Source organism: Antricoccus suffuscus (assembly GCF_003003235.1).
Classification (GTDB): Bacteria; Actinomycetota; Actinomycetes; order Mycobacteriales; family Antricoccaceae; genus Antricoccus; species Antricoccus suffuscus.
In genome coordinates this window covers 1-12,883 of the sequence record NZ_PVUE01000016.1, presented here as the reverse complement: position 1 = coordinate 12,883, position 12,883 = coordinate 1, and the positions used below count along the sequence as shown (strand labels likewise).

Genomic DNA, 12,883 nt, shown 5'->3' with positions numbered 1-12,883 from the left:
TCAACGTCACGAGGATGAACATGCGAGTGTCAGCTCACCGCACCCGGTTTACTGCCGGACGGCCAAACCAGCGCACCAACGGACCACGTCGATCGCCCACGATAATCGCTACACTCACACTCATCGTTGCGCTGATTGTCACCGGATGTTCCGCGGGCGCATCGAGCGACGGCAACCAGGGATCCGCCAGCGCGGCGAAAGAGCTCCGGGCCAAAGGCGACGGCACTCTTACGATCTACAACTCCTACACGATCGCGGGACTCGATCCGGCCGGTACAGGCACGAACTGGCTCTTCGACTGGGGTGTCGCCGAGAATCTCCTTCAAGTCGAGGACGATGGCAGCATAAAGCCGTGGCTTGCCAAGGATGTATCCCGCGACGGCGACACCCGATGGGTAGTCACCTTGCGCGATGGCGTGACCTTTCAGAACGGCAATCCGGTAGACGCCGAGGCTGTTGCTGCCGCACTCACCCGGCAGATCGCGAAGTCGAAGGCCGCCCAGGTCTACCTGGACACCGCGACCACCGTGATCGCCGAGGGTGACAAGGTCATCCTGACCACGCCCGCACCGAATGCGATGGTCCCGGCGGCGCTCGCCGCCCGGGACAACTCGCTACAGATTTACGACGTGAGCGTCATGGATGCCGCCGGCGGTGACTCCAGCAAGATCGTCGGAAAGGGCGCCTACTCCGGCCCGTACGAGATTACTGCCTGGGATCCGGACAACCTCCAACTGAAACCATTCGCTAAGCATTGGGAAGGCAAGCCGCCGCTGAAGGGCATCACCGTCAAGGTCGTACCCGACGAACAGGCACGTATCGCCGGAGTCAAAAGCGGTGAGGCGGATATGGCCTTCTACCCCTCGACCTCGGCGAAGCTTGAGCTGCAGGGCGATCCCGAGGCAGCCGTGCTCTCCTCAAAGCTGGCGCTTCAGTCTCTCTTGGTCGAGATGAACCTCAAAGCCGGGATCTTCACCGACGTCAACGTGCGAAAGGCATTCACCGAGGCCATTGACTACAAGGGCATCGCGGACGACGTCGGCAACGGACAGTTCAAGGCCGCGGAGAGTCTATATCCGACCGAGATGCCCTTCGCACTCAAGAATCAGAAGTTCGATCTGAAGAAGGCGAAGTCGCTACTCGACGATGCCGGATGGACGGTCGGGTCGGACGGTATCCGGGAAAAGGACGGCCAGAAGCTGACCGTCCGATTCGTGACGCAGGCCCAGGGACCTGAAACGGTCGACGTCGCGATCGCGATGAAAGACCAGGTGGCGAAGGCCGGATTCGACCTAGAGATCAACAATGCAGAGGACTCCGCAGCGGTAAAGAAGGGCCCTAATGCGTGGGAGTCGTCTGTCGCACTGAGCGGGTCGTTGTCCGGAACCGCGGACCCGATCCAGCCGTATCTCGTCCGGTGGGTCACCGGCGGGTCCTCGAACGCGCAGGGGATAACCAACCCCACCATTGACAAAATCGGCGACCAGCTTCGTGGTGAGTTCGACGATTCGAAACGCGACCAGCTCCTGAAGGACGCGCAGAAGATCCTTGTCGCAGACGAGGCGTACGTCGTGGCGGGCACCTACAAGTACTTCACCGTCGTCGTCGGCCCGGCCTGGGTTGACTACAAGGTCTCCAGCGTCCGGCGCCACATCACGAGCCAGACCGGCAAATAGCCACCACGTCCGATGCGAGTCCTGCGACTGGTACGCCGCCGAGTACTGGAGGCCGTGATCACGCTCCTGGGCGCGAGCGTGCTGATCTGGTCGCTACTCCCGTTGGCTCCGGGGTCCCCCGCACGGCTGATCCTGATCGCACAAGGGATACCGGAGCCGACGCCGGGCCAGATCTCGGATCTGACTGACAGGCTCGGGCTGGAACAGCCAGTCGTCGTGCAGTACTTCCATTGGCTTTGGAATGCGGTGCGCGGTTCGTTCGGCGTGTCGTATCGGTCGGGCCGACCAGTCTCCGAAGAACTCGCCGCCAGGCTGCCGGCATCGCTGCGGCTCGCCGTGGTCGCGTTGGTGCTGGCATTCGTACTCGCGGTCGCGCTGGGCGTGCTGGCGGCGTACTGCCGTGGCCGGTGGCCGGACTATGGCACGCAGGCCGTCGCGCTCCTTTCCGCGTCCGTGCCGAGCTTCGTCGTCGCGCTGCTGCTGATCCAGGTCTTGGTGATCGGCTTCGGCCAGGGCAAGGCGGCGCTGGACGGTTCCTGGTCGCAGGTATGGATGCCCGCGGTGTGTCTTGCGCTCGGTCTGGCCGACTCCTGGTCCCGGTTGCTGAGGGCGAACATCCTGACCTTCATGGATACGTCGGCGGCGCACGTGCTGCGGTCCCGCGGCGCGACCCGGTGGCGGATCGTGTGGCGTCACGCGCTTCCCAACAGCGCCGTGCCGTCGTTGCACGCGCTGGCGGTCGGAGTCGCCGCCCTGATCGGTGGGGCCGCCATCGTCGAGACGGTCTTCACGTGGCCGGGCCTCGGCTCGTTCATTGTCGAGTCCGTCAAGAACCGCGATCTGCCGGTGATTCAGGCATTCACCGTACTTGCGACGCTAAGTTATGTGATCGTCAGCGTGCTCGCGGATCTTCTATCCGCGCTCATCGACCGGCGGATCCGGGTGCAACCATGAGCATCAAGCCGCTGCCACGAGCCAGGAGCCAGAGGCTGGCGACGCCGGTCCGTATCGGAATCGGGCTGTTCATCGCGGTTGTCGTGATCGCGATCGTCGGCCCGATCATCGCCAAGTTTCCGCCTAATCAACCGCACTACGCTGACAAACTTCAGCCGCCGAGCGGACGGTTTTGGCTCGGCACCGATCAGTACGGCCGCGACCAGTTCGCGCGCACCGTCGTCGGTCTGCGGCTATCGCTGATCTCGGCGCTCGTCGTACTCATCGGCTCGTCGACCGTCAGCTTGTTCGTCGGGATGGTGGCCGGACTTTCAGATGGCTGGGTGGATCGGGTCATCTCCCGGATCATCGACGTCGTCCTCGCCATCCCCAGCCTCGTACTCGCGCTCGCGATCGTCGGCCTGCTCGGCCCGGGCTACCTCAATCTCCTCATCGCGCTCGTCATCTCCAGCTGGGCCACCGATGCGCGCATTTCGCGCGCCTTGACCCTTGACGCGCGAAACCGCCCGTACGTCGCGGCGGCGCGAGTGGCGGGAATCAGCCGCCCGGCGCTGGGCATCCGACATGTGCTGCCGGCGGTCCTCCCGCAGGTATTCATCATCTCGACTCTGCGGCTGGGCGGCATCGTGGTGTCCCTGGCCGGCCTGTCATTCCTTGGTCTCGGTGTACAGATGCCGACCGCGGAGCTCGGGGCGATGCTCGGCGACGCGCGGCGATTCATCACCGCCGGACCTTGGCTACTGGTCTGGCCGTCGCTGGCAATCCTGGCAATGGCCGCGGCCGCGAACCTCATCGCAGAAGGGCTGCACAAATCAGTGAGCACGCAGGGGCGACAATGACGATCATTGAGATTCGTCGACTCACGGTTGCGTACGGCGAAGGACCAGAAGTGGTCCAAGAGGTCAGTTTGACGGTACGTGAGACCGAGACCGTCGCAATCGTAGGTGAGAGCGGCAGCGGTAAGAGCACAATTCTCAAGGCAATCTTAGGAACTCTCGAGCCGTCTGCCCGCATCCGCGGTGAGGTGCTCGTGGATGGATCCGATGTAGTCGGCAGCGACGAAGATACCTCCCGCGCACTACGCGGAAGCACGATCGGCTATGTAAGCCAAGACCCTTACGGCGCGATGAACCCCATCATGAACGTCGACACCAACATCGCCGAGGCATGGCGCACCAAGAGCCTGCCGGTGAAGCGAACTACCATCGCCAAACGGCTTGACGCCGTCCATATCGGCGACGCGGACCGACGAATGCGACAGCCGCCGTTCGCGTGGTCCGGAGGAATGCTCCAACGCGGTTCCGTCGTGACCGCAGGTGCACTGGAGCCTGCCGTCGTACTCGCTGACGAGCCGACTTCTGCACTAGATTCGCAAACCGCCCGCCGGGTCATGGACACGCTCGTGAGCGACGAGCGCGCACTCGTCGTTGTCAGCCACGATGTGCATCTGGCAAGTGAGTACGCCGACCGCGTCTACACGATGGCGAACGGCCGCATCGTATCGGTTGATTCTGGCGCGGACATCCGCAAACGACTGTCCGGCATCGATGAACATAGCTGGCTGAAGAACGCTCGGCGACGAAAGTCAGGCACGCCAGTTCTGCGCGCCCGCGCCGTCACGCGGACGTACGCCGCCGGTGGGCTGGCGCCGGTGGACCTCGACGTACGGCGCGGTGAGGTCGTTGGAGTCGGGGGTCCATCCGGTTGTGGCAAGAGCACGCTGCTGCGGGTGGTCGCGGGGATAGAACGACCGTCGGCCGGGACTGTCGACTGGGACGAAACCGGGCGGCCGCCCCCACCCGGAGACGTTGCACTGGTGTTCCAGAACGCGTTGGGAAGTCTCAACCCGCGCTGGCCGATCTACCGGGTCATCACCGAGCCGTTGCGCCGTAAACTGCGCACGCGCATGCCCAAGTCCGACCAGTTTGAGGTAGCCGCAAAGCTGCTCGAACGGGTCGGTCTGGCATCTGTCGATCCGCATTCCCGTGCGGTCGAGCTGTCGGGCGGTCAGGCGCAGCGGGTGGCGATCGCGCGGGCATTAGTCGGGGACGTACGGCTGCTGCTGGCCGATGAGCCCACGGCCGCTCTTGACCAGGCCTCCGCCGAACGGGTCCTCATGCTGCTTCATGACCTGGCCGCCGACGGACTGCCGATCGTGATGGTGTCGCACGACGACGACATGCTCAAGCAATTTACCGACACAGTGATCCGACTCAAGTCCCCTGAGGAATCCGATGACTGACTATCCACCCCTCGCCCCGCCCCGGTTTGGATTCATTTCGCACGTAGTCGGATCCGAGCCATCGCGCACAGTGATCAACCGGACCGTTGAGCTGGCGACGTACGCCGAGGAGGTCGGGTTCGACTCGTTCTGGGTGGCGCAGCATCACTTTGGCGCACAGCGCGCGCACTGCCCGTCACCGCTCGTGCTGCTCAGCGCGATCGCCGCGCAAACCTCGCGTATCCGGCTCGGCACGGCCGTCGTCATCGGTTCGTTGGAGGACCCGATCCGGTTGGCCGAAGACGCCTCGATGCTCGACATACTCAGCAACGGGCGGGTCGAACTCGGTCTCGGCGCAGGAGCGAACGAGTCCACAGCACGGCGTTTCGGACATGACCACGCGCGACGGCACGAGTCGTTCCTTACGAACCTGCATGCACTGCGCGACCTCTTGGACTCGGCGGGCGTCGTACCGCATTCACCGGGATTGCGCGATCGGCTGTGGATCGGTACGGCGTCGGAGTCCGGATTCGCGCTCGCCGCCAACCTCGGCCTCGGCGTACTCACCGGCCGGTCGTCCTCGCCCGCTGGTCCACGCGACGAGATCGCCGCCGGCCGAGCCGCGGCGTACATCAAGACCGCCGCCTCGCCGCGAGTGGGCATGTCGCGGTCCGTCTTGTGTGCGACGAACGCTCAGCTTGCGTTGGACCACTTACGCCCCGGTATCGATCGGTGGCTGGCCGAGGGGAAGCGATCCGGACGGTTTCCCGCGGGGTACGACGCTCAGCAGTACGTCGACGCCGGGCATGCGTATCTCGGCACCACGTCCGACGTACGGGACGCTCTTCGTCGTGACCTCGTCATGCCGTATGCAACCGATGTCTTGTGCAACGTGCAGCCCTCGACGCCGTCACACGCAGCCATTCTGAATAACCTGCGTCTCTTCGGTCGCGATGTTATCGGTGGTTGGAGCACGTAGCCGCTCTGCTTCTTGCCTTCGTGAAGTACGCCGTGGATCTCGATCTGCTGCAGGTCAGACGTCTTCTTGGCCTCGAGGCACTGCGCGATTAGGTCGGCGGTCTTGATCGCGACCGCCGGCCCAGTCATATCGACTGCTCCACACCCAGTGCTGACATCTGGATCTATTGCCACTATGGTGCTATTGCAAGTAAGTGGCAATAAGAAGGAGCGCGCGATGGCCGTCTATTCACTCCCCGATCTCGCCTACGACTACGGGGCTCTAGAGCCCGCGATGACCGGAGAGATCCTCGAGCTACACCACTCGAAACATCACGCCGCCTACGTCAAGGGAGCGAATGACACCCTTGAACAGTTGGAAGAAGCGGCGGACAAGGCAACACCAACTCAGACTGTCGGGCTTGAGAAGACCCTGGCGTTCAACATCTCCGGCCACGTGCTCCATTCGATTTTCTGGGAGAACCTCTCCCCTGAGGGCGGCGGCCGGCCAGAAGGCGAACTGGCGTCAGCGATCGATGAGTACTTTGGGTCGTTCGAAAAGTTCCATAGCCGTCTGAGCACAGCGACTGCTGCGGTCCAGGGATCTGGCTGGGGCGTACTCGGCTACGAACCACTATCCAAGCGGCTGATCATCGAGCAGGTCTACGACCACCACGGCAACGTTGGCCAGGGCACGACACCACTGCTTGCATTCGATGCGTGGGAGCACGCCTACTATCTCCAATACCGCAACGTGCGACCCGACTACGTGAAACGGCTCTGGGACCTAGTCAACTGGTCGGATGTAGCTAAGCGTTTTGATAAAGCGCGCAAAACCGACGGTGGACTAGTCGCCCCATGAGTGAACATCAAGAAACGCGGGCCCGGTTCGCACAGACCGCCGAATCAGCCCAGCGGCTTGCCGGCGTGGTCGCGGCCCGCCACCGCGGTGACCTGACAGGCGCCAACTCCTTGCTCTGCTCGTTTGACGACGAGCAGTGCAAGGTGGCCGGCAGCGTATTTCTCTGCGACATCGTCTTGTCGCTACTGGCGCAGGCCGAGGGACGAGACATCGCTGACGTAGCAAGCGACGTCAGCATGCAACTGGCGGCGCTTACCGAAACCACGCAAAACTAGGCCAGTCGAAGGGTCGCTATCTGCTACGAGGGCGTCGACAGGTAGCCAGAAGGCCTCCCCGGTCGAACCAACTCGTACCCCATGGACGCACCCGCCATCTAGCAAAGAGCGAAATCGGTGCACTACTGCTTGCCCTCGTAAAGCACGCCGGGGATCTCCACCTCTTGCGGGTCAGGGGTCTCCTTGTCCTTGAGGTACGCCGCGATCAGGTCGGCGGTCTTGGCCGCGATCGCCGACCAGTCCTGCTTGATGGTCGCCTTGAACGGCCCGCCCTTGTCGATCTCCGCGATCGCGAAGTCTTGTCCATCGACGCCGACCACCTGAACGTTCGACACGTTAGCGGCCAGAAGTGCTTGGGTCGCGCCGAGAGCGGGCTCATCCCAGCCGCCCCAGATCCCGGTGAACTTGCCTGCGTCCGAGGTCAGCAGGTCCTGCACGCTATTGCGCGCGTCTTCGACAGGCCCCGGGACGTTGACGTGCTTACTCGCAATGATCTTGATACCGGCCTTGTCGAAGACCTTCTTGGCGGCTTCGGTCCGGGCCTTCACGCCGGGGTGCGGGTCATGGGTCAGCATGACGATCGACCCCTTGCCGCCGAGGAGTTTCACCATCTCTTCCGCGCTCTTCTTGCCGAGGTCCGCGTTGTCACTCGTGACGTTGGCGGTAATGCCGTCAGCCGGAGCAGCGTCGATGGCAAACACTGGAATCCCTGCGGCTTTCGCCGACTTGAGCCCGAGGCTGATCTGGGTCGGATCGCCGCTACCAAGGACGATTGCGGCCGGCTTCTGCGCGACGGCGTCCTGAAACGCGCTATTGAGTTTGTTGAAGTCGCCCGCAGTGTCAGTGACGTTTACGTCCCAGCCGCGCTTCTTACCCTCGGCCTTGAACTTGTCGATGACGTCTTTGGTCGCCGCATTGCCGAGGTACGGCGTAAGCACAGAAATGCTTTTCGACGTACCGCTGCTGGAGTCGGACTCCCCGCTCGTGCAACCGGTCAGGAGCATTACGGCGGGGATGAGCACCGCGACCGCTCTCAGAAAAATGTTACGCATGACCGGGGTCCTTTCGTTCAGGAGACGTCGCATCGGCAAGGTGCCGGAAGGTCTCGGCAAGAGTGCCATAGAGGTTGCGGTGGACCGGCGCCAGGCGGCGATAGCGCGCGCTTCGCGGACCAGGATTGACTCTCGAGACGGGATCCAGCGACACCGCGATCGGGTCCGGCACCCGCTCGCCCATCGCCCGGTACGCCGCCCGCGCCGCCGCGTGCGTACCCGCGTCGGCCTCCGGGCTCGGTGCGATCGGTCGCTCCAGTACGTCGGCCAGCACCTGTTGCCAAGCGGTCGATCGCGCGCCGCCGCCAACGACCGGAAGCACACCCGAGCCCACGCCCAGCTCGTCGGCCGCGTGCCGAAACGCGAACGCGACCCCTTCGAGCGTGGCGAGGTAGAAGTCTTCGGCGCCGGTGTCCGGCCCGGCCCCGACGAAGGCACCGCGCGCGTTGGCATCGCGGACCGGCGAGCGTTCACCGGCGAGCCCTGGCAGACATAGCAAACCCGAGGCGCGGTCTACAGGCACCAGCGCGTCCGCATCGCCAAAACTGCGCCCGTTCAGGAACGTGCGCAAAGCCCAGTCTGCGGCGGCACCGGCATGCAGTACGGCGGCGATTCCCAGGGTCGACCAGCCGGGCAAGGCCAGGCGGTGCAGCGAAGGGTGCGCGGCAAGCGTCTCGGACGGCGCCGAGATCTTCGCCAGCCAGCCCGTCGTACCGAGGTAGAGGTACGCCGCCCCGGGAACGTCACCTACCAGTCCGTCCGTCGCGGCTCCCGCATCCCCCGGCGGACATACCAGCGCAATACCCTGGGGCAGACCAAGTTCAGCCGCGGCGGCGCCGCTGAGAGCGCCGACCACCCCGGTGTCACTCACCAGTGCCGGCATGACGTCACGCTGCACGCCGCACGCATCAACGAGATCCCAGTTCCAGTCGCGCTTCTTCAGGTCTAGCAGGCCGGTGGGCGAGGCCGTCGTGACATCGCACAACGTCCCCGCGCCGCAACGCTGCAGCACAAATCCGGCCGGGCCGAACACGATATGGCTGGTGCGCGCGATGTGGTCGGGTTCGTGCCGGGTCAACCACAACAGTTTCGCGGCCACATTCGACTGGTCCTGCACAGTCCCCGCACAATCGTCCCAGTCCGGCATGTTCGCGGCGAGCTCGACGTGTTCGGCGCTTGCCCGCAAGTCGCTATATAGCAAGGCATCGCGTACGACGGTGCCCTCGTCAAGCAAGATGAGGTCTTGCATCTGACCAGTCACCGACAGCGCCCGCGCCTCGCCGGCGAGTGGTCCGCACTGCGCAATCGCCGTACGACAGGCATTCCACCAGTCTTCGGGCGACTGTTCGACTACTCCGCCAGGTGCGCGCCGGGTCGGGTACGGCGCCGTACCGGTTGCCAGAACCACGCCGTCCGGCCCAATCAGTGCGGCCTTGACCGCGCTCGTGCCGATGTCGAGGCAGGCGACGCTCATGTGCGGCTCTTGCCGATCCGGCTCATCGCGACCGCGACGACGATGATCGCCCCGGTGAGCACCTGCTGCACGTAGTCGTTGACGTGCAGCATGTTGAGTCCGTTTTGCAGGACACCCAGGATGCCGATGCCGACGAGCGTGCCGAGCAGGTTTGCCTGACCGGTGCGGACCATCGTCATGCCAAGGAACACCGCGGCGATCGACGTGAGCATCATCGGGTCGCCCGCGGACGGATGCGCGGATGCAAGCCGCGCGCTGAGCACGATCCCCGCCACCGAGGCCCCAACGGCGCACAGCACAAACGCATACAGGCGGGAGCGCCGTACCCGCACCCCCGACAGCCTGGCCGCCTCCGCGTTGCCGCCGAGCGCGTACCAACGACGGCCGGCAGTGGTCTTGGTGGTGATGAACCAGACCAACGCCGCGACAACGACCGCGATTATCACCGGAATCGCGATCGGTCCGAGCTTGTCCTGCCCAATCGCGACAAACGACTCAGGCAGTCCGAAGATAGTCGTACCGTTGGCGATCAGCAGTGCGAGTCCGCCGAACGCCGTCATGGTCGCAAGAGTGGCGATAAACGCCGACAGTCCGACGTACGCGACGAGGAATCCATTGAGTACGCCGGCCGCCACGCCGACCGCGAGACCGATCAGGATCGCCGGTATAACCGGCATTCCGCCGTGAAGCAGCGTGGCCGTCACGACACCGACCAGGCTGGCGAGCGTCCCCACCGACAGGTCGAAGTCGCCGACGATCATGACGACCGTCTGCAGACTCGCCACGATCGCGAGTACGGCGACCTGTTCGAGGATGTTGAAGAAGTTGCCGGTCTTCAAGAACAACTCGGGCCTCAGAATGCCAAACACGACGATCAGGGCGGCAAATCCGATGAGGGTCCCGGACGCGCGCAGTCTCGCGAGTGCAGCCGACCGGCGCATGGCGTACGTCGAGGGCGGTGCGCCTTCGGGTGCCTCGGTAACTGTCTCCATGGAAGTCGGCGTCACGACTGGTGTCTCCCGTAGCAATAGTTGAGGATCAAGTCGTCGGTCGCTCCGTCGGCCGCTACCTGAGCAACGAGGCGGCCTTCGTTGAGTACGGCGATGCGGTCGCAGACGCCTATCAGCTCAGGGATCTCGGACGATACGACGACCACGGCCACCCCGTCACTGGCGAGTCGGCGGATCAGTGAGTAGATCTCGGCCTTGGTGCCGATGTCGATCCCGCGCGTGGGTTCGTCGAGAAGCAGGACCTTCGGCAGTTGCGCAAGATACTTGGCGAGGACGACCTTCTGCTGGTTGCCGCCGGACAGCTGCTCGACTGGCTGTTCGGAGGATCGCGCCTTCACCTGTAGGGCCGCGGTCTGCTGGGTCGTGATCGCACGTTCCCTAGCCTTGGTGACCAACCCGTAGCGGCTGACCGCTCCAAGGTTGCCGATGCTGACGTTTTCCCGGATCGTGTGACCGAGCACAAGGCCTTGGGAGCGTCGTTCCTCTGGCGCCAAGGCAATCCCCGCTCGCATCGCGCGCGTCACCGAGCCGGTGCGAAGCGTCGTACCGGCAACGCCGATCCGCCCGGAACGCGGACGTTGTGCCCCGGCAATGATTCGCATCAACTCGCTACGACCGGCACCGGCAAGTCCCGCGATGCCGAGCACGGAGCCCGCGTCGACGCGCAGGTTGATGTCCCGCAGCCGGAATCCGTCAACCCCCTCGACGGTGAGCACCTGCGGACCCGGCCGTGACTCACGCTCCGGGTAGAGCGTGTTCTGGTCGCGGCCGATCATCGCTGAGACGACAGCGTCCTGCGTCCATTCCGAGATCGCCTTCGTCGCCACTATCGTTCCGTTGCGCATCACCGTTGCCGTGTCGCACAGCGCAAACACTTCCTCGAGTCGGTGCGATACATACAGGATCGCGACGCCGTCGTCGCGAAGCTGTCGCAATACTCCGAACAACTGTTGCGCTTCTTGGTCGGTGAGCGCGGCCGTCGGCTCGTCCAAGATTAGGTAGCGGGCGTCTTGGGACAGCGCCCGACCGATCGCGATCATCGTCTGCTGGACCGGCGAAAGCTCACGAACCGGAACGGTCATCGGGATCGTCTGGTTGAGTCTCGCAAGCTGCCGCTCGGCGTACTGCCGTTGCCGCCCGGCGGAAACTATGCCCGCGCGGATGCCGACTCGCTGGCCAAGCGCGATGTTGTCGGTCGCGTTCATCGTTGGCACGAGGCTGAGCTCTTGTGGCAGCGCGACGATCCCGAGCCGCTGCGCCTGCTTCACCGTCCGCGGTGGCGACACCTCACGGTCAGTGGTGAGATGACCGGAGTCCGCGGTGACGAGGCCGGAAAGCATCTTGATCAATGTGGACTTCCCCGCGCCGTTCTCCCCCAACAGCGCATGGATCTTGCCGGGCATTATCTCAAGGTCCAAGTCTGCGACGACGGTCGTCCCGTCGTACGACTTGGTCAGGCCCGCGACCCGCAGTGGCGCGAGGGTCGGCTGGGACGTCGGCACGGGATTCCTGTTCGGGCTCGGGAAATGGGTACGGCGTACTGCCGACCTGGCTGCGCCTCATGGTAATTGGTCCGTTTCCGGCACAACTCACCGGCGACCGACGGGCTTCGGTTGGCCGACATCTGACCGCTGAACGCCCAGTTGGCCGATATGGGACAGCTGAACGCGGGTCCAAGATCACCTGGCATCAAATTCTCGGAAAACCTCCGCTGACCACTAGACAAGAGTTGCAGTGATCGCCTATAATCGAACGTACGTGCTAATGAGCGAAATGATTGGTGAACGGAGTGGGGTGAGAAGTCGTGAGCGTGGCGTACCTGCCCGAACGGGACCTGCTCACCGACGGCCAGCACGCCCTCGCAGGCGCGGCCGCCGGGTTGATCGCGACCGCGACCCGGGGAGCGCTGTCCGGGCTCGGACCGGTCGAGCTGCTGCAGTTCGCCGGTGACCTGGAACGGACCCGGAATAGTCTCGCCGTCCTCGACCACGCGATCATCGGCGCCCTGGAAGACACCCGCGCCGCGGAAGTGCTCACCGCGCGTAACGCGGTCACGCTGCTGACCGAGACACTGCGGATCACCCGGAGCGACGCACGCCAGCGGGTGCAGGCCGCGAAAGCACTCGGTGAGCGGGTCACCCTCGGCGGGCAGGCGATGCCGCCCGAGCGGGAGTACCTCGCGCGGCGGCAGGCCACCGGACGAGTCACCCCGGCGCAGGCCCGCGTCATCCACCGCGCGCTGCACCGCCTCTACGGCCGTCCCGATATCGACCCCGCGGACCTCGACGAAGCCGAGACCCTGCTGACCAACCACACCGACACCCTCGGGCCCCGGGACCTTGAGCACCTCGCCACCGAAATCATCGACCGCCTCGACCCCGACGGTGACGAACCCCGCGACG

Annotated in this window: 12 protein-coding genes; 8 read left to right on the top strand and 4 right to left on the bottom strand. The window is 64.5% G+C overall.

The features are described from left to right. Positions 1–20: 20 nt before the first annotated feature. From CLV47_RS16285 to CLV47_RS16255, 7 genes are all read left to right on the top strand, one after another. Complete coding sequence (locus tag CLV47_RS16285) at positions 21–1,676, top strand: ABC transporter substrate-binding protein (protein ID WP_170111118.1); 1,656 nt, start codon at positions 21–23, stop codon at positions 1,674–1,676. A 12-nt stretch (positions 1,677–1,688) separates the two neighbouring features. Then, positions 1,689–2,630, top strand: a complete 942-nt coding sequence (locus CLV47_RS16280) for an ABC transporter permease (RefSeq protein ID WP_106350125.1) — start codon at positions 1,689–1,691, stop codon at positions 2,628–2,630. Next, the gene (locus CLV47_RS16275; protein ID WP_106350124.1) at positions 2,627–3,469 is read left to right on the top strand and encodes an ABC transporter permease; all 843 of its coding nucleotides are present in this window, start codon (positions 2,627–2,629) and stop codon (positions 3,467–3,469) included. The genes CLV47_RS16280 and CLV47_RS16275 overlap by 4 nt, the downstream gene beginning before the upstream one ends. Then, the gene (locus CLV47_RS16270; RefSeq protein ID WP_106350123.1) at positions 3,466–4,872 is read left to right on the top strand and encodes an ABC transporter ATP-binding protein; all 1,407 of its coding nucleotides are present in this window, start codon (positions 3,466–3,468) and stop codon (positions 4,870–4,872) included. The genes CLV47_RS16275 and CLV47_RS16270 overlap by 4 nt, the downstream gene beginning before the upstream one ends. Further along, a complete protein-coding gene (locus CLV47_RS16265; protein ID WP_106350122.1) occupies positions 4,865–5,830 on the top strand; it encodes an LLM class flavin-dependent oxidoreductase in 966 nt (321 codons plus the stop codon). Before CLV47_RS16270 ends, CLV47_RS16265 begins: the two co-directional genes overlap by 8 nt. 216 nt (positions 5,831–6,046) lie before the next feature. Next, on the top strand, positions 6,047–6,670 hold the full coding sequence (locus CLV47_RS16260; RefSeq protein ID WP_106350204.1) for a superoxide dismutase: 624 nt from the start codon (positions 6,047–6,049) through the stop codon (positions 6,668–6,670). Further along, positions 6,667–6,945 carry a hypothetical protein gene (locus tag CLV47_RS16255; RefSeq protein WP_106350121.1) on the top strand — a complete coding sequence of 93 codons (279 nt, stop codon included), beginning with the start codon at positions 6,667–6,669 and terminating at the stop codon, positions 6,943–6,945. The genes CLV47_RS16260 and CLV47_RS16255 overlap by 4 nt, the downstream gene beginning before the upstream one ends. 122 nt (positions 6,946–7,067) lie before the next feature. On the opposite strand, the gene CLV47_RS16250 is transcribed toward CLV47_RS16255, so the two are convergent. From CLV47_RS16250 to CLV47_RS16235, 4 genes are read right to left on the bottom strand one after another with little or no spacing between them, the layout of a single operon-like run. Then, positions 7,068–7,997, bottom strand: coding sequence for a sugar ABC transporter substrate-binding protein (locus tag CLV47_RS16250; protein WP_170111117.1), 930 nt, complete (start codon positions 7,995–7,997; stop codon positions 7,068–7,070). Next, the gene (locus tag CLV47_RS16245; RefSeq protein WP_106350119.1) at positions 7,990–9,471 is read right to left on the bottom strand and encodes an FGGY family carbohydrate kinase; all 1,482 of its coding nucleotides are present in this window, start codon (positions 9,469–9,471) and stop codon (positions 7,990–7,992) included. The genes CLV47_RS16250 and CLV47_RS16245 overlap by 8 nt, the downstream gene beginning before the upstream one ends. Further along, a complete protein-coding gene (locus tag CLV47_RS16240) occupies positions 9,468–10,478 on the bottom strand; it encodes an ABC transporter permease (RefSeq protein WP_202862640.1) in 1,011 nt (336 codons plus the stop codon). The genes CLV47_RS16245 and CLV47_RS16240 overlap by 4 nt, the downstream gene beginning before the upstream one ends. Continuing rightward, a complete protein-coding gene (locus CLV47_RS16235) occupies positions 10,475–11,983 on the bottom strand; it encodes a sugar ABC transporter ATP-binding protein (RefSeq protein ID WP_238145477.1) in 1,509 nt (502 codons plus the stop codon). The genes CLV47_RS16240 and CLV47_RS16235 overlap by 4 nt, the downstream gene beginning before the upstream one ends. A 302-nt stretch (positions 11,984–12,285) precedes the next feature. On the opposite strand from CLV47_RS16235, the gene CLV47_RS16230 reads away from it, so the two are divergent. Further along, the coding region (locus CLV47_RS16230) for a DUF222 domain-containing protein (RefSeq protein ID WP_146135409.1) at positions 12,286–12,883 on the top strand (598 nt) is incomplete at its 3' end.